The 22,829-nt window shown below is 40.4% G+C and carries 17 protein-coding genes; 12 read left to right on the forward strand and 5 right to left on the reverse strand.

Translation table 11 applies throughout. The features are described 5' to 3' along the window. Positions 1–51 precede the first annotated feature (51 nt). Positions 52–831 carry a TatD family hydrolase gene (locus tag I6F10_RS02330; RefSeq protein WP_197098362.1) on the forward strand — a complete coding sequence of 260 codons (780 nt, stop codon included), beginning with the start codon at positions 52–54 and terminating at the stop codon, positions 829–831. Positions 832–835: 4 nt separating this feature from the next. Further along, the gene (locus I6F10_RS02335) at positions 836–2,695 is read left to right on the forward strand and encodes an alkaline phosphatase D family protein (protein WP_197098363.1); all 1,860 of its coding nucleotides are present in this window, start codon (positions 836–838) and stop codon (positions 2,693–2,695) included. Between the two features lie 241 nt (positions 2,696–2,936). On the opposite strand, the gene rsmF is transcribed toward I6F10_RS02335, so the two are convergent. Continuing rightward, on the reverse strand, positions 2,937–4,388 hold the full coding sequence (gene rsmF / locus I6F10_RS02340) for a 16S rRNA (cytosine(1407)-C(5))-methyltransferase RsmF (protein ID WP_197098364.1): 1,452 nt from the start codon (positions 4,386–4,388) through the stop codon (positions 2,937–2,939). A gap of 265 nt (positions 4,389–4,653) precedes the next feature. Here rsmF and I6F10_RS02345 point away from each other — a divergent pair, with 265 nt between their 5' ends. The 8 genes from I6F10_RS02345 (at position 4,654) to I6F10_RS02380 (ending at position 17,972) form a co-directional block, all read left to right on the forward strand. Continuing rightward, on the forward strand, positions 4,654–5,343 hold the full coding sequence (locus I6F10_RS02345; RefSeq protein ID WP_197098365.1) for a GntR family transcriptional regulator: 690 nt from the start codon (positions 4,654–4,656) through the stop codon (positions 5,341–5,343). 82 nt (positions 5,344–5,425) lie between these two features. Further along, positions 5,426–6,304 (forward strand): methylisocitrate lyase, encoded by an 879-nt coding sequence (gene prpB / locus I6F10_RS02350; protein WP_002962361.1) that lies wholly within the window; start codon positions 5,426–5,428, stop codon positions 6,302–6,304. Between the two features lie 42 nt (positions 6,305–6,346). Continuing rightward, positions 6,347–7,471 (forward strand): bifunctional 2-methylcitrate synthase/citrate synthase, encoded by a 1,125-nt coding sequence (gene prpC, locus I6F10_RS02355; protein WP_197098366.1) that lies wholly within the window; start codon positions 6,347–6,349, stop codon positions 7,469–7,471. 130 nt (positions 7,472–7,601) lie between these two features. Next, complete coding sequence (gene acnD, locus I6F10_RS02360; protein ID WP_197098367.1) at positions 7,602–10,211, forward strand: Fe/S-dependent 2-methylisocitrate dehydratase AcnD; 2,610 nt, start codon at positions 7,602–7,604, stop codon at positions 10,209–10,211. A gap of 11 nt (positions 10,212–10,222) precedes the next feature. Next, positions 10,223–11,389 carry a 2-methylaconitate cis-trans isomerase PrpF gene (gene prpF, locus I6F10_RS02365; RefSeq protein WP_197098368.1) on the forward strand — a complete coding sequence of 389 codons (1,167 nt, stop codon included), beginning with the start codon at positions 10,223–10,225 and terminating at the stop codon, positions 11,387–11,389. Between the two features lie 500 nt (positions 11,390–11,889). Continuing rightward, entirely contained in the window at positions 11,890–14,928 is a 3,039-nt protein-coding gene (locus I6F10_RS02370) for a hypothetical protein (RefSeq protein ID WP_165742903.1), read from the forward strand. 62 nt (positions 14,929–14,990) lie between these two features. Then, positions 14,991–16,082, forward strand: a complete 1,092-nt coding sequence (locus I6F10_RS02375) for a hypothetical protein (protein ID WP_165742904.1) — start codon at positions 14,991–14,993, stop codon at positions 16,080–16,082. A 9-nt stretch (positions 16,083–16,091) separates the two neighbouring features. Next, positions 16,092–17,972, forward strand: coding sequence for a hypothetical protein (locus I6F10_RS02380; protein WP_165742905.1), 1,881 nt, complete (start codon positions 16,092–16,094; stop codon positions 17,970–17,972). A gap of 133 nt (positions 17,973–18,105) precedes the next feature. Here I6F10_RS02380 and I6F10_RS02385 read toward each other — a convergent pair whose 3' ends face one another. Then, positions 18,106–18,747, reverse strand: a complete 642-nt coding sequence (locus I6F10_RS02385; protein WP_165742906.1) for a CPBP family intramembrane glutamic endopeptidase — start codon at positions 18,745–18,747, stop codon at positions 18,106–18,108. A 66-nt stretch (positions 18,748–18,813) separates the two neighbouring features. After that, positions 18,814–19,389 (reverse strand): inner membrane-spanning protein YciB, encoded by a 576-nt coding sequence (locus tag I6F10_RS02390; protein WP_197098369.1) that lies wholly within the window; start codon positions 19,387–19,389, stop codon positions 18,814–18,816. A 191-nt stretch (positions 19,390–19,580) separates the two neighbouring features. On the opposite strand from I6F10_RS02390, the gene I6F10_RS02395 reads away from it, so the two are divergent. Both I6F10_RS02395 and I6F10_RS02400 read left to right on the forward strand, forming a co-directional pair. Then, a complete protein-coding gene (locus I6F10_RS02395; protein WP_197098370.1) occupies positions 19,581–19,850 on the forward strand; it encodes an HU family DNA-binding protein in 270 nt (89 codons plus the stop codon). A 325-nt stretch (positions 19,851–20,175) separates the two neighbouring features. Continuing rightward, positions 20,176–20,754 carry a type 1 glutamine amidotransferase domain-containing protein gene (locus tag I6F10_RS02400; protein ID WP_024595007.1) on the forward strand — a complete coding sequence of 193 codons (579 nt, stop codon included), beginning with the start codon at positions 20,176–20,178 and terminating at the stop codon, positions 20,752–20,754. A 65-nt stretch (positions 20,755–20,819) separates the two neighbouring features. Here the strand turns inward: I6F10_RS02400 and trpA are convergent, their stop codons facing one another. Both trpA and trpB read right to left on the reverse strand, forming a co-directional pair. Next, a complete protein-coding gene (gene trpA / locus I6F10_RS02405; protein WP_024595006.1) occupies positions 20,820–21,641 on the reverse strand; it encodes a tryptophan synthase subunit alpha in 822 nt (273 codons plus the stop codon). Beyond that, the gene (trpB, locus tag I6F10_RS02410; protein ID WP_165742908.1) at positions 21,638–22,822 is read right to left on the reverse strand and encodes a tryptophan synthase subunit beta; all 1,185 of its coding nucleotides are present in this window, start codon (positions 22,820–22,822) and stop codon (positions 21,638–21,640) included. The genes trpA and trpB overlap by 4 nt, the downstream gene beginning before the upstream one ends. Positions 22,823–22,829: the final 7 nt, after the last annotated feature.

Here is a 22,829-nt window from a genome sequence, read left to right on the forward strand (position 1 = left end):
TAATAAATTAAACGAACAAATTTAAACCCTGAACATAATACAGGCCTTATAGTGATTGTAGATTCTCATTGCCATTTAGACCGTCTTGATTTTGATAAACTAGACTTAAACCTTGACCAAGTTCTTGATAAAGCGCGTGCAAAGCAAATAGAGCACTTTTTATGTGTAAGCGTAACGCTTGATCAGTTTCCAAGCATGCTTGATAAAATTAAGCATTACAACGATGTATCAGCCTCATGCGGTGTACATCCACTTGATCAAAAAGACGCCCTTAATAAACAGCAACTAATCGACTTAGCTTCACACGACAAAGTCGTTGCTATTGGTGAAACGGGTCTTGATTACTACTATTCAAAAGATACCCACGCAGTGCAGCAAGCAAGCTTTGTTGGGCATATTGAAGTGGCTAACGAATTACAAAAGCCGTTAATTATTCATACACGTGATGCCCGCAGCGATACCATTAATTTAATGCGTGAGCACAAAGCCGAAAACTGCGGTGGTGTACTACATTGCTTTACCGAAGATTGGGATATGGCAAAAAAAGCCATAGACATGGGTTTTTATATTTCTATTTCGGGCATTGTTACCTTTAAAAATGCTATTGAGCTAAAAGAAGTAGTAAAGCAAATACCGCTAGATAGATTATTAATAGAAACCGACTCGCCTTATTTAGCACCAGTACCGTATCGTGGGCAAACAAACCAACCAGCGTACGTAGAAGATGTAGCTTATTACATTAGCGAACTTAAAGGCATTAGCTTTAATGAACTTGCTAAAGCGACTACCGAAAACTTTTATTCTTTATTTAAATTAGCAGCTAAAGGCTAAATACATGATTACTCACACGGCAAACCTTCCTATTTTACTAATGGGGCCAATGGTGCGCCGTGCAGAGCAAACTGGAGTCTGTATTCAGTTTGCTACCTCCAAGCCTGCAAACTGCCAAATAAACTTATTAAATGTTGAGTGTTATAGCGATCAACATACTGTTTCTTTGGGCGAACATTTATACCTGCATTTCGTTATTATAAAGCCAATAGACAACAAACTCCCTGTCGATAGCTTATTAAACTATGAGCTTGTAATTGACGACACAGCAATCGATTTATCGCCTTGGTGCTATAGCAATCAAACAACGCCTGCATTTGTAATCCCCGATAAACTCAGTGATATTTTGCATGGCTCGTGCCGTAATGCACATCACCCAGCAAAAGACAGCTTAGTGTCTGCAAGTCACTGGCAAAATACTCAGCGCGGTAATAATAACCAAGGCGCACAATTGCTATTACTGAGCGGTGACCAGGTTTACGCCGATGACGTAGCAGGCCCCATGTTATTAGCTATTCATCAGTTAATTAAAGCCTTAGGTATCTATAAAGAGCAACCACTTGCCATTGAGCTACCGGATGATATAAATGAGCAACTTTATAATCGCCATTTGTTTTTACCAAAAACGCCTTGGCAAAAACGCTCAAAGTTAGGTGTTGGTTACTGGCTAAAAAAAGACGAACCGCATTTTTCAAGTGTAAAAGCCTACAATCACCTTATCCATTTTGAAGAATACATTGCACTTTATTTATTAAATTTTAGTGCTGCTGCTTGGCAATGCGTTGATATACAAAACACAACGTATTCAGGTCAAAACAAGCAAAACAAAACTATTTTTGACGCTGAAAAAACAGCACTGATTGATTATGCAAAAGGCTTAACTGAAGTAGAGCGATTGTTTGCCAATGTATCTACGCTAATGATGTTTGACGATCACGATGTAACCGATGACTGGAACCTCACCGCTGGGTGGGAGCAAGCTATAAATGAAAACCCAAGTAGTAAACGGATCATCAATAACGGCTTAATTAGTTATTGGCTTTTTCAAGGAATGGGGAACGATGCACTAAATAAAACAGGCGAGTTACTAACACCTTTTAAGCAAAGCCGTACTGCTAATAATTTATGGCAGTTTAAAGCATTTGATAAACTACTAAACGATTTTAGTTTTTGGCATTATGAGTTAACTACAACCCCAAAAGTAGTGGTGCTAGATACACGTACGCACCGTTGGCGAAATGAGCAAAACTTTAATGAGCCTTCAGGCCTACTTGATTGGGAGCGCCTCACAGAGCTTGAAGAAAGCCTATTAAGCTACGATCAAGTTATTATTGTATCACCAGCCCCCGTATTTGGTGTTAAATCAATAGAAGCCATTCAAGCCATGTTTAACATATGTGGCCAACCGCTCATGGTTGACGTAGAAAACTGGATGGCGCACGAAGGGTCAGCCAAAAAGCTACTCGATACCTTTAGACGAACCGACACCCCAAACGAAACCCTTATTTTATCGGGAGACGTACATTACTCATTTTGCTTTTCGGTGCAAAAGCGTTTTGGCGATCACCCCAATCGAATTTGGCAGCTTACCGCCAGCGGTATTAAAAATGAGTTCCCGCGTAAATTAATAAACATACTCGATAAACTAGATTCAATTTTATACGGCCCAAAAAGCCCATTAAACTTTTTTACCAAACGCTGGCATATGGAAGTAGATAAGCACCAAACCATTGGTGAAGGGCAAAAATACTTAGTAAGCGACTCAGCTATTAGTTTAATAACACTAGAGCAGGGGAATTTAGCCCGCTATCAGTTAATACACGGTGAAGGGCATTTTACTGAGTTTGATTTAGAAGAGCAGTAAGTTGTTTATCTACAAGTTAACTGTAAATAAAAATGCCCAAAGACTTATAAAAATCTTTGGGCTATAAAGTGACTCTAAATTGAGTCTAGCGTTAACTAAAACACTTTCTTGGTTCTTTAGGGAGAAGAAGAAAGTATTTAAAAGTGTAGTAAAACCACCTAAAAAAGCATAACTAATTTTGCCACTTAGTTACATTTGGCAATAAAGGATTAGATTAATTATGCATGTTTTATACTTTAGTTTAGCTCCAGCTTATTAACTGTGTATTTTGTACTAAATCACGTGGTAGAGAATTTTTAATCTTATTTTTTTGCCATTTCCCCAGCCCAATAGGGCAGCCACACAGTGTTAATACTACTTCACCTATTGTTTGAGTTACTTCAGTTAAGCGTATATCTTTACCTTGAAAATAATCATTTGCTTGCTCGTTATTTAAAGCAAATATATTAGTTTTACACTCATTGCCAAATACCGTTGCAAACTCATGGGTTAGCCGTACGCCATTTTTATGAATAATGCCAATTTGAATACCCAAACGTGCGTACTTAATTTTATTTTGCACGGCTTCAAACCCCTCAGGAAATAACCACAGTTCTTTGTCGCGTTGCATTAAGCTGCCAGGCAGGTTAGTTAACCCAAAGTGCTTTTTAAGCGACTGCATAAACGCGGCACTTTGCTTTTTATCAAACTCGTTAAACGGAAACGCGCCTTTTTTAACAGTTTGATTTGGGTTATCGCAACTTGCGTGTTTTTTAAATTTAGCGATAAAAAAGCCTTCGCTATCGAATGTTTGCGGCCAAACATGCAAATAGCCTTCACTTGTGGTGGCTTTGCTTGCACCTTCAAATAAATCACTTAGTGACTCAGGCTCTATATAGTCGCCAAATTCACTGAGCAAATAATCGCACACTTGCTGGTTTTCGAGTGGAGTAAGTGTGCAGGTTGAATATACTAATGTGCCACCTGGCTTTAATGCGTAAAACGCGCTTTTAATTAAGTCTTTTTGCACTTGGGCTATTTGTATGTTTGATTCTATGGACCAATTTTTTAGTGCGTCGGCGTCTTTACGTACCGTGCCTTCGCCAGAGCAGGGCGCGTCTAGCAATATGCTGTCAAAGCATTCAAACATATAGTTGCCAAAAATAATACCATCAAAATGCGAGAGCGCACAGTTGCCAACCCCCATACGTTTGAGCGTTGCGCTAAGTACCTTTAAGCGAGATGACGAAAGCTCATTTGCAACAAGCACGCCTTGGTTATCCATAAGTGCTGCAAGTTGCGATGTTTTAGAGCCCGGTGCTGATGCCATATCAAGCACGAAATTATTTTGAGAGTCAGCGAGTTTAATACTTTGCTTTAATGCGATAGGCGGCAGCATTGAACTTGCCTCTTGCACGTACATAGCACCACTTAGATGTAAGTCGGTATTACCAAGGGCTAGGTTTTGCTCTTCATCGCTTGGGCGCTCTAACCAAAAGCCTTCACTGCACCAAGGGATGGGGGTTAGCAGCCAATTTTTTTCATTGGCACGTTTTACAAATTCTTCAATGCTAATTTTTAATGTATTAACGCGGATAGATTTTCTGAGTGGCCTGCGACACGCATTTAAAAAGTCATCTAAGTTTAGATGCGCTGGTAAATAGGTTTTTACGTCATCAATAAAGTGCTCAGGAATAAAAGTGTTGGCGTTCACGCGTTAGCTCATACTATAAAAATAAAGCGCGATAATAGCATTTATGCGAGGTGTTTTCAGCGCTAAAAAGCGTAACATCTGATTTATTACGCTGTCGACACTTCACTGTTTTAGTCTATTTTAAAACCATTTTTATGCGACTTTAGGTTAATAGTGTCGACAATAGGCGTGTTTTTTAGCCATTGTGATGTGTTTAAGGGTTGACATGATTTTTTAATAAGCCCATAGTAACCACATTAATTGTCGACAATCTAAAAAATAACTTATGACACACACATTTTTAAACGAAGCGCCTATAACTACCGCATCAGATCAAGTATTTGTAGATATGCGCCGTGAGATTGTTGAAGGCAGTATAGTTCAAGGCAGTAAAATATCAGAGCCTGAGCTTGCCAAACGTTATGGTGTAAGCCGTGCAACGCTTAGAGAGGCGTTAAATCGCCTAGAAAGTTGCTACCTTGTTGAGCGTAAAGCTAACGTAGGTTGCCGAGTAGTTGCCCTTACTGCTGAGCGTTTGATTGAAGTTTATCAAGTTCGCAGCTCACTTGAAGGCTTGGCATGTAGGCTGGCTGCCGACAATATGGAACCCGAAGAGATAAAAGGCTTAAAGCAATTACTTAATCAGCACCTACAAACACAACGTGTTAAAGAGGGCGAGTCTTACTATCAAGAAGCCGGCGATTTAGATTTTCATTACCGTATTATTCAAGGCAGTAAAAACGCGCATTTAATTCATTTACTGTGTAATGAGCTCTATCAATTAATACGCATGTACCGTGTACAAATGGGCATGGTGGGGCCGCGTGTATCAAAAGCATTTGATGAGCATTTAGCGATTATTAACGCCATTGAAAACCACGATGGCGAGCTGGCCGAAATGCTCATGAAGCGCCATATCAGTGCATCGCAAGCAAATATTCAAACCAAATTTGATTTATTAACGGCTAAAAGTTAAGCAGAGCAGTTAAACAGTCACAATTACAGATTAAAACTATAAGTTACTCCACGTAGCAACCGTTCAAAGTGAGGAGAAAGTAATGTCAGCAGGATTAAAATTTAAACACGCTATTGCCAATAACCGCCCGTTACAAGTGGTCGGTACTATTAACGCCTACACAGCGATGATGGCTGAAAAAATGGGCCACCAAGCTATTTATCTTTCAGGTGCCGGTGTTGCAAACGCATCGTTTGGTATGCCTGATTTGGGTATGACAAGCCTTGATAACGTGCTTGAAGATATTCGCCGTATTACCGGTGCTAGCGATTTACCACTACTTGTTGATGCTGATACCGGTTGGGGTGGGGCGTTTAACATTGCACGCACAGTAAAAGAAATGACTAAAGCGGGTGCGGCGGGTTTTCATATAGAAGACCAAGTAGCGCAAAAGCGCTGCGGGCATCGCCCAAATAAAGAAATTGTAAGCCAAGGTGAAATGGTTGACCGCATTAAAGCGGCGGTTGATGCAAAAACCGACAGCGATTTTTACATTATGGCGCGTACCGATGCATTTCAAAAAGAAGGTTTAAATGCCGCGATAGACCGTGCAGCTGCCTGTGTTGAAGCCGGTGCTGACGCTATTTTTGCAGAAGCCGTGCACGACCTTGCTGATTACCAAGCATTTGCAAAAGCGATTAACGTTCCAATTTTGGCAAACATTACTGAGTTTGGCCAAACACCAATTTACACAAAAGAGCAGTTAAGCGATGTAGGTGTTGAAATGGTGCTTTACCCACTCAGTGCATTTAGAGCCATGAACAAAGCAGCGCTAAACGTGTATTCAGCAATTTTAAATGAAGGCTCGCAACAAAGCCAAATTGAAAATATGCAAACGCGCTCTGAACTTTACGACTTTTTAGATTACCACACGTACGAGAACACACTCGACACCCTTTTTTCATCAAAATCTGACAAATAATAATTATTAAAATCACACACAAATTTAAGATAGGAGAAGATCATGGTAGATAAAGCATTAGGCGGCGCGGGTTTACGCGGACAAGTGGCTGGTCAAACAGCATTGTGTACTGTCGGACAAAGTGGTTCTGGCTTAACGTATTGTGGTTACGATATTAGCGAACTTGCCGAAAAAGCGCAGTTTGAAGAAGTGTCTTTTTTACTTTCACGTGGTGAGTTACCAACCACAAGCGAATTGGCAGAATATAAAGCAAAACTAAAAAGTTTACGCGGCTTACCTGATGCGCTTAAAACTGTGCTTGAAAATATTCCTAAAGACGCGCACCCAATGGATGTAATGCGCACGGGCTGCTCAATGTTGGGTAACCTTGAAATGGAGCTTGATTTTAGCCAAGCTAATGATGCAATCGACCGTATGGTTGCTGTGTTCCCAAGTATTATTTGTTACTGGTACCGCTTTACACACGACGGCGTACGCATTGAAACACAAACTGATGACGACTCAGTTGGCGCACATTTTTTAACACTGTTACATGACAAAGCACCTAGTGAATTGTTTGCACAGGTAATGAATGTATCACTAATTTTGTACGCAGAGCACGAGTTTAACGCCTCTACTTTTACAGGGCGTGTGTGTGCATCAACGCTTTCTGATATTCATTCTTGCGTAACTGGTGCGATTGGTACACTGCGTGGTCCATTACATGGTGGTGCTAACGAAGCGGCAATGGATATGATTCAAGGTTTTACAAGCGCTGAACATGCTGAGAAAGAAATTATGGGCATGCTTGAACGTAAAGACAAAATAATGGGTTTTGGTCATGCTATTTATCGCGAGTCTGATCCGCGTAATGTAATTATTAAAAAGTGGTCTGAAAAACTAGCGGCAGAGGTGGGCGATACCGTGCTTTACCCTGTTTCTGTTCGTTGTGAAGAAATTATGTGGCGCGAGAAAAAACTGTTTTGTAATGCCGATTTTTTCCATGCGTCTGCTTATCACTTTATGGATATTCCGACTAAGTTATTTACGCCAATATTTGTAATGAGCCGTGTTACGGGCTGGACAGCACATGTAAAAGAGCAGCGCGCTAACAACCGTATTATTCGCCCAAGTGCCGATTACACAGGGCCTGACGCACGCAGTTACACACCAATAGAGTCACGTTAAAAAAATGGGTGAGCACGCATGTGCTCACTTTTTTATTGCACATAGCTATTAGCGAGTAGTTTTTCTCAAACTTTTTATTAAACACGCTAGCTGTGAGCAAACACCGTCACCAAATTAGCGAACCCTTACCATGACCATAATTAATAACACCCAATACCGTAAACCTTTACCGGGCTCAAATGTCGACTATTACGATACGCAAGAAGCCGTAGATGCAATTAAGCCAGGTGCATACGCCACACTACCTTATACATCGCGTGTATTTGCCGAAAACCTAGTACGCCGATGCGACCCTGCTATGTTAACCGATGCACTTAATCAGCTAATTGAGCGAAAGCAAGACTTGGATTTTCCGTGGTATCCGGCGCGCGTAGTGTGCCACGATATTTTAGGGCAAACAGCGCTTGTTGATTTAGCAGGTTTGCGTGATGCAATTGCAGCCAAAGGCGGCGACCCCGCAAAAGTGAATCCGGTAGTACCTACGCAGTTAATAGTGGATCATTCACTGGCGGTAGAGCATGCCGGTTTTGATCCTAACGCATTTGAAAAAAACCGCGCCATTGAAGACAGACGCAATGATGACCGTTTTCATTTTATAAACTGGACTAAAACTGCGTTTAAAAATATTGACGTTATTCCACCGGGTAACGGCATTATGCATCAAATTAACCTTGAAAAAATGTCGCCGGTTATTCAAAACCGAGATGGCATTGCATTTCCCGATACCTTAGTTGGTACCGACAGCCACACGCCACATGTTGATGCGCTGGGCGTTATTGCTGTGGGCGTAGGTGGGCTTGAAGCTGAAAGCGTGATGCTTGGTCGTGCTTCTTATATTCGCCTACCTGATATTGTAGGCGTGGAGCTAACAGGTAAGCGCCAACCCGGTATTACCGCAACCGATATTGTACTAGCCATTACTGAATTTTTACGTGAGCAACGTGTTGTATCTACTTATTTAGAGTTTTACGGTGAAGGTGCAGACGCGCTTACACTTGGCGACAGAGCAACCATTTCAAACATGACACCTGAATTTGGCGCAACTGCAGCCATGTTTTATATCGACGATAAAACAATAGATTATTTGCGTTTAACAGGGCGTGAAGAAGAACAAATTGCCCTTGTTGAAAACTACGCAAAAACAGCAGGCCTTTGGAGCGATAGCTTAAAAACCGCAAAATACGAACGTGTACTTAAGTTTGATTTATCAAGCGTGGGGCGCAATATTGCCGGTCCATCTAATCCGCACCGCCGTGTATCGACAAGCGATTTAGCTAAAGAAGGTATTTCGGGCGTTGTTGAAAATGAAGAAGGCTTAATGCCAGACGGCGCATGTATTATTGCCGCTATTACTAGTTGTACTAATACTAGTAATCCACGCAATGTAATTGCTGCAGCACTCCTTGCCCGTAACGCAAATGCTAAGGGTTTAATGCGCAAACCTTGGGTTAAAACCTCATTAGCACCGGGCTCAAAAGCAGTGCAATCATACCTTGAAGATGCAAACCTACTAACAGAGCTTGAGCAACTTGGCTTTGGTATTGTTGGTTTTGCGTGTACAACGTGTAACGGTATGAGCGGGGCGCTTGACCCTGTGATTCAAAAAGAAGTGATCGATCGCGATTTATACACTACCGCGGTGCTTTCGGGTAATCGTAACTTTGATGGGCGTATTCATCCTTATGCTAAACAAGCATTTTTAGCGTCACCTCCTTTAGTTGTTGCGTACGCTATTGCAGGTACTATTCACTTTGATATTGAAAAAGGGATACTAGGGCAAGATCAACAAGGCAACGATATTACGCTTAAAGATTTATGGCCGTCAGACGAAGAGATTGATGCAGTAATTAAGCAAAGCGTTAAGCCAGAGCAGTTTAGAAAAGTATACGAGCCGATGTTTAATTTAACCGTAGATTACGGTGAAGATAACGATCCACTTTACGACTGGCGCCCAGAAAGCACCTACATTCGTCGTCCTCCTTATTGGGAAGGTGCACTTGCGGGTGAGCGCACAATGACCGGTATGCGTGCGCTTGCAGTTCTTGGCGATAACATTACAACCGATCATTTATCGCCATCAAACGCAATTATGGCAAGTAGTGCTGCTGGTGAATACCTGACCAAAATGAACGTCCCAGAGGAAGACTACAACTCGTACGCAACGCACCGGGGCGATCATTTAACAGCGCAGCGTGCAACATTTGCAAACCCTAAACTACTTAATGAAATGGTACTTGATGAAAACGGCGAAGTTAAGCAAGGCTCCTACGCACGCTTAGAGCCACAAGGTACTAATACTCGTATGTGGGAAGCAATCGAAGCCTACATGGAGCGTAAACAACCGCTTATTATTGTAGCCGGTGCCGATTACGGGCAAGGTTCGTCGCGCGATTGGGCCGCAAAAGGCGTAAGACTTGCAGGCGTTGAAGTAATAGCAGCTGAAGGTTTTGAGCGTATTCACCGTACTAACTTAATTGGTATGGGGGTTTTACCGCTTGAGTTTATAGCAGGCACAACGCGTAAAACCCTAAAGCTGGATGGCAGTGAAATGTACGATGTAACGGGCGATTTAAAACCAGGCGCCACAGTTAATTTAAGCATTACCCGTAAAAACGGTGAAGTGCTTACTGTGCCTATGAAGTGCCGTATAGATACCCAAGAAGAGCTTTCTATTTACGCGGCTGGTGGTGTGTTACAACGCTTTGCTCAAGACTTTTTAGAAGCAACGCAATCTGCATAAGGGCAAACATTATGTTTAAACCGCAAATTAAAGTGCCTGCAACCTATATGCGTGGCGGCACCAGTAAAGGTGTGTTTTTTAATTTAACTGATTTACCAAAGCCTGCTCAAGTAGCAGGCGAGGCGCGCGATAATTTATTACTGCGTGTTATTGGCAGCCCCGATCCGTATGCCAAACAAACGGATGGCATGGGCGGCGCTACATCAAGCACCAGTAAAACCGTAATCCTAAGTAAAAGTGAGCAAGCCGACCACGATGTTGATTACTTGTTTGGTCAAGTGGCGATAGATAGACCTTTTGTGGATTGGAGCGGTAACTGCGGCAACTTAACGTCAGCAGTGGGGGCTTTTGCTATTAGTAATGGTTTGGTCGATAAAAGCAGAGTACCTAATAACGGTGTTGCTATTGTGCGTGTGTGGCAGGCTAATATTAAAAAAAGCATATTAGTGCATGTCCCTATGACCAATGGCGAAGTGCAAGAAACCGGTGACTTTGAACTCGATGGTGTTACTTTTGCTGCAGCTGAAGTAAAACTTGAATTTATGGACCCCGCTGATGGCGATGGCGCGTTATTTCCAACAGGTAACGTAGTTGATGACTTAGAAGTACCAGGTGTTGGTACTCTAAAAGCAACCATGATAAATGCAGGTATTCCTACTGTATTTATTAACGCCACTGATATTGGTTATACCGGCACAGAGCTGCAAGACGATATAAATAATGATGTTGCTACACTTGCAAAGCTTGAAACCATTCGCGCTTATGGCGCCGTTAAAATGGGCTTAATCACTGATATTAATGAAGCGCAAGTTCGCCAACATACGCCAAAGGTTGCGTTTGTTGCAGCGCCTTTAGATTACAAAGCGTCTAGCGGTAAAGTTATTAAGGCTGCCAATATCAACTTATTAGTACGCGCAATGTCGATGGGTAAACTACATCATGCCATGATGGGCACAGCCGCTGTAGCTATTGGTACGGCTGCGGCTATTGAGGGCACACTTGTTAATATAGCCGCTGGTGGCGGAGCATTGAGTGAAGTTAACTTTGGTCACCCGTCGGGCACGCTAAAAGTAGGTGCTGAGGCTAAAAATAATGCTGGCAACTGGCTAGTTACCAAAGCAAGTATGAGCCGAAGTGCACGTGTATTAATGGAAGGGGTTGTAAGAGTACCTTACTAATCACTGGTGAAGTTAAGCGCAACTAAACATTTATTTTAGTTAAGCAAACAAATTTTATAAACGTTTGCTTAGCTAAAATAAAACCTACTCACACTCGTTAGAAATAATCCTTTTTCATTAATTTTTAGAATTATCGTCTTTTTTAGCTCTCATCCACCGCATTTACTTGAAGAATATAATTAACAAACTAGATTATATGTAATATTCATTTAATAAAATGAATATATTGTATCAATATGTGCTGGTTCTTTATGAGTGTCTATAGGTTATTGAATAATAGAGATGCTGATAAAGAAGTAGCTCATAGAATAAAGATAAATACTTCTATAAAACGTATAAATATGTAGCATAACTATATAGCTTAATGGTATTTTTAATGTTCTAGTAACAAAAGTTATGATTGTGTACTTTTTGATGCTTTTTAAACATAAAAGCTTAAATAAATCACTATCAACTAAACTAATTTCTGATACTCATTCCAGGCTATCAAGGAGAAATAAATGGTAAAGCGTACGATCAAATTTACACCTATTGCAGCTTCAGTTGCACTTACATTAGGCTTAACAGCATGTGGTTCTGATAACGACAGAAATATTCCTGTTACACCTGTAGAATCTTTCACTGCAACGGGCGATGCACAATTTAACATTGAAGTAACAGGTAAAGCAGTTAAAGGTTCAATGAAAAGTGCAGTAGTAACTGTAATGACTTTAGATGCATCTGGTCAAAGCGTTCCTGTTGCATTTCGCTCAGCTGCTTCAGCAGAGGCTGAGTCTTTTTCTGAAGAAGCACTATCACAAGATGCTGCAGATGCAGCGGTAGAAGCAAGTAAAATTGCCGCTAACCCTGAAGTGCTAACTGATGAAAACGGTCGTTACAGCATCTACTTAGATGATGATTTTACTGGACCTGTTTACATTACTGTTAAAACGTCTGAAGAAGGCGATGATAGCTTTTTACGTTGTGATGCTTACGTAGGTTGTGGCACTTACGACGAAGCGCCAGAAGTTGACGACGAAAATGATGGCGATACTGATATTGAGTTTGGCGAATGGTACAAAACTGACCTAGAGCTTTCAGTTGTTAAGTTTATTCCAGCTGTTGAAGCAGATACATCTGGAGCGAGCGGTGCAGCTGGCGACGCTAATGTTTTAGGTTCTTATAAAGCTAATGTTACTTTTTTAACATCGTTAGTGGCGGGTCTTCTTCTTGACTCAGGTTCAAGTGTAGATGAAGACGCTATTGCTACAGCTAGCTTAAACACTGTTGTACAAGTGATGGGTCAAGACGCAGCACTTTTACTTTCTGCTATTATTGGCGATTTATCTAACGGCGGCGCTGTAGATTTAAGTAATGTTGATGGCGAAGAAGAACTTACTGACGGTATTTTAGCAATTGCACAGCTTTCATCTTCAATTCAAGGTTTACCTTCAATTGGTGATGTAATGAGCAGCATTAAAGCGGGTATTAAATCAGGCCAGTTTAAAGGTAATACTGACGCTGGCATTGCTGCAATAGCTACAATGTTACAAACAGCAATTACAAATACTGCAAACATTTTTGTTGCTGTAGCAACGGGTGATGAAACTGCAATTGAAAACGCTTTAAAAGCGGCATTCTCTATTAACAACCCTAATGCAACACAAGCACAAATTGATGCGTTTGCCGCTAATTCAGTAGGTATTGCTAAAAAAGCAAAAGCAGCTAAAGACAAAGCTGTTAAAAATGGTGCAGCAACTGATGCCGGCCTTGCAGCCGCTGCAGTAAAAGTTAAAAAAGCACTAGAAGTAATTGGTTGTACTGGTGCAGAGTGTACAGTTGGAGATGATTTTTATACAGCTCTAGCAGCTGCTTTAACAGTAGAAGTTACAGCTTCACAGACTGCACTTACTGCATTAGAAATGGATATTGAAACAGCTCAAAGTTCACTTGCTGATGTTCAAGCAATGGGTGGCGACGCTCTTACAGCTGATAACGCAGCTGCATTTGTAAGTGCTGTAACATTACTGAAAAATGAAGCTGCTACAGCTGATTTAACAGTTAAAGCGGATTCTATTTTTGTTAAATCACAAGGTTACGTAACTGCTGCAAAAGCGTTAGTTACTCAAAGCTCTGATTACCAACAGATTCTTGATTCTGCAACGTCTTTACAAACAGATGCAGGTGTTGCTGTAACTGACACAGTTGCATACGACGCTGCATTAGCTGCACTAGTAGCGGAAGCAGAAGAAGCGATTAAAACGTTTGATATTGCTTTTGCTGCAGCAAAACTAGTTGCTGAAGATACTGCAGACGTTGCTGATGAGAAAAAATCAGCAGCAGACACAGCTGAAGCAGCTTCTACAAGCGCACTTGCTAACGCAGAAGGTGCAATGGTAGATACAGCCGAAAACGCAACTGAAGCTCTTGAGCTTGCTATGACTGCTGTTACTGCTGCGTCTGATTTTGCTGCTGCTGTTGATGCACTTGAAATTGCTATTGAGCAAGCACTAGTTGCTGCTAATGCTTACCTAGACCTTGAAGGCGAAGGCGCACAAGCAATGATTGATGCGCTTACAGCTATGCAAACAGCTGCTGAAGCTCAAGGTGAACTAGCTAGCGAGCAATTTGTAACAGCTTATAACCTACAACTTGTTGCTGAAGCGGCGGTTGCTAAACTTGAGGTACTAACCTCTGTTAAAGCTACATCAGAGTCATTATCGACTATGACTGTGCTTACTAACACTGGCGGTCAAGCGGTTATCGATGCAGCAGATGTTCTTGCTGACGTAATTGATGAATTGGCTGAAATGGGCAACTCAGGTGAAGGTACTTCTACTCGTCAACCTGATTGGTCATATAACTATGACTTAGATGCACTAGTTTTAGAATTAGAGAACGAAACTACCGGTGAAATGATCAGTGCTTCAGCTTCTTACCAAGGCGAGCAATTAGTTGTTGCTTGGGGCGCTACATTAATGGGTGAAAATGACGCAACTGTGTCACTTGTTACGGGTGAAAGTCGTACTGCAGCTCTAGAAGAGTGTGAACTGTTTGCTGACGGTACGATTATTGATCCTACGCAAATTGATTCATGTTTAATATTCACATTTGATGGTGAAGTAGATGCTGACACAGTTGATGACGCTGAAATCGTTAACACTGAAGCTTGGAACCACGTTGAAATTATGGACGGTGATTCTGGTTTCACTGGTATGCTAAACATTACTGCAACTGAAGAATCAGATTCTTCAAGCATTACACTTGAAGGTATGTCTGGCGACTTAGACTTTAAAGTAATGGGTATGGTTGACGGTAGTGGTGATGAAGATGAAAGTACATTAGAAGTTATGGTTAAAGGTGACGCAGCAATGGGTTACACATTATCTCTAACGGGTATGGAATCTACAGGTTACACTGGTGATGTTAAAGCTATGTACAATGGCGAAATGATGTCATTCGGTTCAGCTACTAAAGTTACTAACGGTGTATCTATCACTTACATCGATGGTGATGTAGTGCCTTACACTGATGTTGATTTAATTGATTCATCTAAGTAATATTTAAACTATAAAAGGGGAAAGCAGCGCTTTTCCCTTTTTTTATAGAAAGCGATTAAATTATGAAAAAAAAAATTCTCTTGTTAGGATTTTCAACAGCTTTTATTTCTCCTCTTGCTTCCGCAGATAACCAATTTCAAATATTTACTCATTTTGACGCAGAAATTTATACTGAAGCACAACCAGTACAGGCCTTTGTAGATGATTTTGATGCACCATTAAAATCGGGTGACAGTGCATTTACCTATAATATTTTTGAAGTGGGTGTTGGCTACGGTAATTTTAAAGTGGGTTTACAAAGTCGTTATGACTATGTTCTTAACTTTGATCCTGATACAGCTAAATACACTCATACCGAAAAGAATGACTTAGAGTTTGAAGATAGATTTTATACTTATTACCTCGATGCTAAACAAGCAACGTCTAATGGTGTATTTGTATCTTATGATTTTAAATTTTTAGATAAAAATGCATTAACAATAACACCTAAACTTTCTGTTTTTGCCAGCTCACACTATCAAGATGCCACTGTAAATGGTGAGATTTTTAGTGATGAAGTTGAAGGTGCTGTGACTGTCGATTACAACTTTTCTAAAGACATTTTATTTAAAGAATTTACACCTTCACAAAAGCCTGAAGGGCTAGGCTATAGCCTAGATATTTTTGCCGATTGGCAAGTAAATGACGAACTTAAAGTTGGTTTTAGCGTAAAAGATTTGCTGTATAAAACAGAGTACGAAGACAGCGGCTCTGTAAAGGGGCAAACTACTGAAATTCCATTTAGCGAAGATGATAACGGCGATATTATTACTCAGCCAACAGTTTCATTAAAAACATCTGCATTTGGAAATACGGTATCTCATGATTTCGAAATGGAAATGCGACTACAAGCATTTGCCGATTACAGAATAAATGATCGGTTTTCAACTCAGTTAACTTTAAAACGTTACGACAAAGACACGTTTAGCCAATTAAAAGGCCGTATTCACTTTTGGGATCATTGGCGAGTACAAGCAGGCTACGAAACAAAAAGCGAAGCATTTTTAGTTGGTATAGAAAACGAATATTTTGGTCTTAATTTACAAACTGATAGCCTAGATTTAGATAAAGCCTATTATGCGAATGTGAATTGGTACGTGAACATTAAGTTTTAAGGAATGACGATGTTAAAACAAATTATACCTTTAGGGGTCGCTATTGCATTGGCTGGTTGTGGTTCTTCATCAGACAGTGACAGTTCAGAATCTGTTGCAGTGAGTGAAATTGCTACATCTTCTTCTGTGAGTTTTTATGTATCTAATTGGCAATCACCACAGGGCACGCTTAATGTTTTAGATAGCGATGGGGTGGTGCAAGAATCAATTGAAGTCGAAAACATCAATACTGCGAGTGTAAGTGTAACTCCACTTACTTTTAATAGTTTTGAGTTTATACCTAGCGATACAGCTCTACCTTGTCCGCGATTTACAGGGTGTGGCAGAACTGTACGTGGTGATGTAAATGATTTAAACGCAAACCGGTTAATCGATTATCAAGAATTGACAACCGTTACTCTTAATTACAAAGCGGATGCATTTAGTGCACCGGGTGTAAATAAGGTTTACTTATCACCATTGAGCAAAGCAATTACAGAAGAAGGCTTTAGTGCTACACAGGCGAGTTTATCAGCCACGCCTTTTTATCATTTAACGCACAGTAATTTAAATGCAAGTGTTGAAGCAGAAATGGTTACAAATGCCTTCACTTACGCGGCAATTTTATCTGGTGTTGCTGATAGTTCGTTTAGTGTTGAAAGTGCTTTTAATGAATTTACTACCTTGGAGACTGACCAGCAAGCATGGCAATATTACAGCGATTTAGCAGCGCAGTATGTTACAGACAATCTATTTAGCGACCAAGGTAATGCTTTGCTGAAAAATGTAGCTGGTCAAGTTAAGCAAACGATTGCAAGTGTAACTACATTTACAAATTGGCAGGCTCGCTCAGCAGAAGTGCAAAGCTTAGATTCAAGAGAGTTACTTGTTGATACGCGAAATATAATTGGTGTTGCAAGACTTCAAGAAAAAAGCTATTCAGATGAATTAGACGCAAAATTTACTGAACTTGAAGGTACGTTTGATGAAGACACACAAAGAACCCTTGATGCACTTAGTAATGCTTTAAACGAAGTTATCACAAATTATTCACCACTAGCTGATGGCTCTACACCATCAGGGCAATATAAACTTCGTGATTTAGATATTGATTACAACCAATCACCTTATACTTGGGCTATTACTGGCACATATGATGAGTTACCTATAACCATTGACTTATCAATTCCAACTTTCAGAGTAAGTGGTGTATTAGGTAATAAAATCGAAGGTGTAATGAGCGCAACAGTCACAAATGGTGCTACGGTATTAAGTGTGGATGTAAGTGAATTGCTGATTGAGTTTGACGGCATAGATGCTCAAAGTGAATTAAACCCCGAAGCCGATACGGGTATTACACAAGTAACGACCAACGTAATTATCAATAAAACAGCGGGTAAACTCGAAGGTGATTTATCAGTAAACTTAAATCGCTTTGTTAATTCATTAGGTGAGGAGTCAACCACGTTATCTACTTTTGATTTTAATGGTGATTACGTAAGCGACATTCAAAACACTGCATTTCATATCACAGCAGTAGAGGCTTCGCCTTTTGTTGGTGAAGATAATGACGACTTAGCATTTACTTTTGAATTAGATTTTCCATTGAGTGGTGCAAGTGATTTTAAATTTGCATACGTAGGCGATGTGGAAAACCTATCAGAACTTACCTCTACAGATATATTTGTTAGCATACAAAATCGCGCGTTAGATTTACGTATTCGTGATGTTAGTGGCAACATTAATCTAATAGCGAAAGGCGAAAATGGACGTTGGTTAGATGTAAAGCAAAAGGGTCGTAATTACAGTGGCGGTTTATATTTTGGTGATACTAAACTAGCTGATGTTACTGCGGTACGTGGTATTCCTGGTGTTTTATTTCCAAATGGTGAGTTTGAGTCGTTATTTTAACTATTAGATTAAATAATTAAAAACTCAGCATATGCCTTACAGCTCAGCGCTTTTTGTGATGAGTGAAGTGTTTTTATAACTATTCGAAATCCGATATTAGTTTTCTAGTATCGGATTTTTAATGCTTGTCACATTAGTTAAATGCGCCTGAATTGAGGTAGCTGCCAATCCCGAGTGTAAACATCCATAGCCCCCATAAGCTGTGTTCAATAACACACACGACCGTTGAGCGGCTTTGTGCGTAGGTATACGCAAACAGTAAACCGCCCAAAAAGGCTAAGGCTACTGCAATCCAATTTGCATACACAATATGCGCCAACGCAAATACACTCGCACTAACTACAATACGCACTGCTTTTTTTGGCATAATGCGTTTATAACGATGAAAAAAATACGTTCTGAATATTAATTCTTGAGGAATAACCGACAGTATTGGGTAGAGCACCAACAGTAAAAGCCAATCATTAAATGAGTTACGGGGAAGGGTAAACCAGTTGCCTTGATGAATAATCCCGTAAAACATGCCCGAGAACAGCGCACCTAAAAAAAAGAAGCTAAACACACGCCTTTTAACAGCAGAAAATTGTCCAAGGCTTGTGAGTCTAAACCGTTTAAAATGGGGATCGCCTAGTAGCAACATACAACACACACTCATAAGTATAATAAGCGCAGGGATAAGCCAATTAGCTAAATGCTCGCGTAATCCAAAACCCAACAAGGGCAGCAATATAAAAATGAGGGTAAATTCAAACCAGCGGTATTGATTAGCGTTCAAGGTCGTCTCAACTTGCTTTTTTTAATAAGCTAGCAAGCTAAGACGACACTTTTATGACGAGGGGGCTTACTTTGCAGGCTCTTCTTCATCAGGGAAGTATTTATATAAGGCGATAATAGTGGCAAAAATACTTACAAAGGTAATACCCATTAAACCAAATACTTTAAAGTTAACCCAAAAGTCGAGCGAAAAATTATACGCAATATAAATGTTTAGTGCCGCTATACCAGCAGTTATAACAACCCACATTAGGTTAAGCTTATCCCATAATGGTTCTGGGACAACAATGGCTTGTTTTGTATCATTAGCGTTTTCGAGGATTGAGCTAAGCGCTTTTTTAACGAGATTTTTATTAAGTACATAACGGCTAACAAGTAACGTTAAACTTAAACCTGCATATATCAGTGTTGCTTTCCATTTAATGTATTGCTCATCATGAAGTACCAGCGTTAGCGTACCAAACACGGCAGCAATGCCAAAAAATATCCAATGACGAGTAGGTACATTGCCATGTTTAAAGTAGCTATAAGCAACTTGAATAAGCGTAGTGGCCATTAATAAACCGGTAGCCCAATAAATATCGACGAGTTTAAACACTGCAAAAAACAGTATGAGTGGAATGTATTCAATTAATGCGTGCATATACTACCTAAATTATACAAAAAAGAGTCAAAGGCTTTTTACCACATAAAGCTTAGCAACTACAAGGTTGACTTGTTCCCCTGTAACCCTTAGCCTGCGTGGCTTTATTACCAATTTGGTTTGGTATTTTTCATATCATCATATTCCCACGCTTAACCAACACTGATTTGGCGTGTATTTAGGAGCCTAAAATGAATAAAGCAGAACTCGTTGCTACCATTGCACACAAAAGTGAATTAACAAAAAAAGATTCTCAAGCGGCACTTTCAAGCTTGCAAAAAGTCATTACTAAATCGCTTTCTGAGGGCGATCAAGTTCAAATTAATGGCTTTGGTACCTTTGCGCTAAGTTATTACCCAGCGCGTACTGGGCGTAACCCACAAACAGGGGCTGCAATTGAAATAGAAGGCGCAAATAAAGCGGTTTTTAAGCCGGCTAAAGCGTTAAAAGACCTGCTTTAAATAGCACTACTTAGCTTGGTCGTTGACTGAGCTTTGCCCATCACGCCAACAAGTTGTGCGTCTACAAAAATAAACATAATGCCGAGCGTTAGTTGTAGGCGTTGAGCTTGCTCACGCGAGAAGCGAAGTTTCTGTATTTAAATCACCAAGTAGCAAAGCTATGTCTGATCTATGTAGTTTTTTCATCCCTTCTAAATGATTTACATGGCATTATAAATCCTACTTAAATTAACTCCTTTATTTTCAATTGCTTGTTATCGGCACGCATCGTGCTTTTTTGATTGTGTATTTTAAATATACCTTTTAAGAAAATAAGGAGATCTCAATGAGTACATTACAAACAAGCACACGTTTACAAGGCAAAAAAATCGCAATTTTAGCCACTGATGGATTTGAGCAAAGTGAGCTTTTATCTCCACGCAGCGCATTACTTGATGCTGGTGCAAACATCGAAATAGTATCAATTAAAGAAGGCCAAATTACTGGCTGGGATGAAGACAAGTGGGGCGATAAAGTAACAGTAGATAAACTAGTTACAAACGCAGATCCTGCTGATTACGACGCGCTTATGCTTCCTGGTGGTTTATTTAATCCAGACAGTTTACGCCAAGATAAAGATGCTAAAGCATTTATTGATGGCTTTTTTGGCGCAGAAAAAAACAAACCCGTTGCTGCTATTTGCCACGCACCGTGGTTGTTAGCTGAAATTAATAAATTGCGCGACCGTACTATTACTTCTTTTCCTAGTATTAAAAGCGATTTAATTAATGCAGGTGCTAATTGGGTCGATCAAGAAGTATGTGTAGACCAAGGTTTGGTAACAAGCCGAAGCCCAGCTGATTTAGAAGCATTTAATGCTAAATTTATTGAAGAGATTTTAGAGGGTAAACACCAAGCTCACTAATTTGCTTTTAAAAAACAAAAAAGGGCATTTTAAATGCCCTTTTTTAATGCGTAAATTTACACTTTTTATAATGCGGTTGCCGCTTTCATTTCACTAACAAATGCTTTTAACTGCGTTGTCATTGCGTCTAAATCGTTAAGGTTAGCTTCAATAATTTTAACTACAGCAGAGCCTGAAATAGCACCTGCTGCGCCTGCATTAAGTGCCGCTTTTACATCATCTGGTGTTGAAATACCAAACCCTAAAAGAGCAGGAGCTGCATGGTATTCTTTTAATTTAGTGACAATATTACCCGCCGGCATTTGTGCTTTAGTATCGGTACCGGTAACACCTGCGCGCGATAGTAAATACGTATAACCACGACCGTAAGAGGCGCATTGGCGAAGTGTGTCATCATCCGCATTAGGTGTTGCAATAAAAATTGGGTCTACACCGTTATCCATTGCCGATTTTCTAAATATTTTAGATTCATGCAGAGGTACGTCAGCCACTAAAATAGAGTCTACACCTACCGCTTTTGCATCTTTGTAAAATGCTTCTATGCCGCGCTTAAAAACAAGGTTTGAGTAAAGCAATAATCCAATTGGAATATCGGCGTTATACTCGCGTATCTCTTTAATAACATCAAAGCAATCTTGCGTGTTAATGTGTACATCAAGTGCGCGAATATTCGCTTTTTGAATTACAGGACCATCTGCAATAGGATCAGAAAACGGAATACCAAGCTCAAGTGCATCAGCGCCGCCGTCAATTAAGCTTTTAATAATCGCAACACTTTGCTCTTTACCTGGGTCGCCAATTGTTACAAATGGTACAAACGCACCTTGTTTTTTCTCGTTAAGCGCTGCAAACATTTTACCGTAACGATCCGTTTTTACTTGGCTCATAGCTGACCTCTTTCAGATAGTACATTGTGAACGTGTGCTAAATCTTTATCGCCACGACCACTTAAATTAATAACTAAAACGCTTTCCTCGGTTTGCTCTTCTGCATACTTAAGTGCATAAGCAAGCGCATGGCTTGATTCAAGCGCCGGAATGATCCCTTCGTTTTTAGCAAGTGATTGAAACGCATCAAGCGCTTCTGTATCAGTGATACCAACGTATTGAGCGCGACCAGTTTCGTGTAAAAATGCGTGCTGAGGACCAACCGCAGGGTAATCAAGACCCGCTGATACAGAGTAAGACTCTTCAATTTGGCCATCGTCGTTTTGCATAATGTACGTGTAAGTACCGTGTAATATACCTTTAGTGCCTTTACAAATTGTTGCACCGTGCTCATTTGTATCAAGCCCTTTCCCAGCAGGCTCAACACCAATTAATTTAACGCCTGGCTCGTCAATAAAGTCAGTGAACATACCAATTGCGTTTGAACCACCACCAACACAGGCAATTACAGCGTCAGGTAAACGACCTTCGGCTTTAAGTATTTGTTGTTTAGCTTCTTCACCAATAACTTTTTGATACTCACGTACAATTGTTGGGAATGGGTGAGGACCAGCTGCTGTGCCTAGTAGGTAGTGCGCGTCTTGATAATTAGCTGACCAGTCACGCAGGGCTTCATTTACTGCATCTTTTAATGTGCCAGAACCCGCTGTTACCGGAATAACCTCTGCGCCCATTAACTTCATTCTAAATACGTTTGGTTGCTGACGTTCAACGTCTTTTGCGCCCATATAAATTCGACATTTTAAACCCAGTAATGCACATGCAAGCGCGGTTGCAACGCCGTGTTGGCCTGCGCCTGTTTCAGCAATTACTTGTTTTTTACCCATGCGCTTAGTAAGTAACGCTTGGCCAAGTACTTGGTTGGTTTTATGTGCGCCACCGTGTAATAAGTCTTCACGCTTTAGATACAGTTTTACTTTTGGGTTTTTAACTAAATTGCGCGTTAAAGTAAGTGGGGTAGGACGACCCGCATACTCGTTTAATAATTTACTTAGCTCAGCCTGAAACTCAGGATCTTTTTGTGCTTTGTTAAATTCGTTTTCTAACTGCTTAAGCGCAGGGACAAGCAACTCGGGTACAAACATACCGCCAAACTCGCCAAAATAAGCTGGATTTTGCATTTTAACC

This window comes from Pseudoalteromonas sp. SWYJZ98 (assembly GCF_015864495.1).
Classification (GTDB): Bacteria; Pseudomonadota; Gammaproteobacteria; order Enterobacterales; family Alteromonadaceae; genus Pseudoalteromonas; species Pseudoalteromonas distincta.

What these genes read in the sequence shown, in the direction of transcription:
- acnD (WP_197098367.1), top strand. Translation starts at nt 7,602, where the DNA reads ATGACCATAATTAATAACACCCAATACCGTAAACCTTTACCGGGCTCA.
- I6F10_RS02370 (WP_165742903.1), top strand. Translation starts at nt 11,890, where the DNA reads ATGGTAAAGCGTACGATCAAATTTACACCTATTGCAGCTTCAGTTGCA.
- trpA (WP_024595006.1), bottom strand. Translation starts at nt 21,641, where the DNA reads ATGAGCCAAGTAAAAACGGATCGTTACGGTAAAATGTTTGCAGCGCTT.
- prpF (WP_197098368.1), top strand. Translation starts at nt 10,223, where the DNA reads ATGTTTAAACCGCAAATTAAAGTGCCTGCAACCTATATGCGTGGCGGC.
- trpB (WP_165742908.1), bottom strand. Translation starts at nt 22,822, where the DNA reads ATGCAAAATCCAGCTTATTTTGGCGAGTTTGGCGGTATGTTTGTACCC.
- I6F10_RS02375 (WP_165742904.1), top strand. Translation starts at nt 14,991, where the DNA reads ATGAAAAAAAAAATTCTCTTGTTAGGATTTTCAACAGCTTTTATTTCT.
- prpC (WP_197098366.1), top strand. Translation starts at nt 6,347, where the DNA reads ATGGTAGATAAAGCATTAGGCGGCGCGGGTTTACGCGGACAAGTGGCT.
- I6F10_RS02390 (WP_197098369.1), bottom strand. Translation starts at nt 19,389, where the DNA reads ATGCACGCATTAATTGAATACATTCCACTCATACTGTTTTTTGCAGTG.
- prpB (WP_002962361.1), top strand. Translation starts at nt 5,426, where the DNA reads ATGTCAGCAGGATTAAAATTTAAACACGCTATTGCCAATAACCGCCCG.
- I6F10_RS02345 (WP_197098365.1), top strand. Translation starts at nt 4,654, where the DNA reads ATGACACACACATTTTTAAACGAAGCGCCTATAACTACCGCATCAGAT.
- I6F10_RS02400 (WP_024595007.1), top strand. Translation starts at nt 20,176, where the DNA reads ATGAGTACATTACAAACAAGCACACGTTTACAAGGCAAAAAAATCGCA.
- I6F10_RS02395 (WP_197098370.1), top strand. Translation starts at nt 19,581, where the DNA reads ATGAATAAAGCAGAACTCGTTGCTACCATTGCACACAAAAGTGAATTA.
- I6F10_RS02380 (WP_165742905.1), top strand. Translation starts at nt 16,092, where the DNA reads ATGTTAAAACAAATTATACCTTTAGGGGTCGCTATTGCATTGGCTGGT.
- I6F10_RS02335 (WP_197098363.1), top strand. Translation starts at nt 836, where the DNA reads ATGATTACTCACACGGCAAACCTTCCTATTTTACTAATGGGGCCAATG.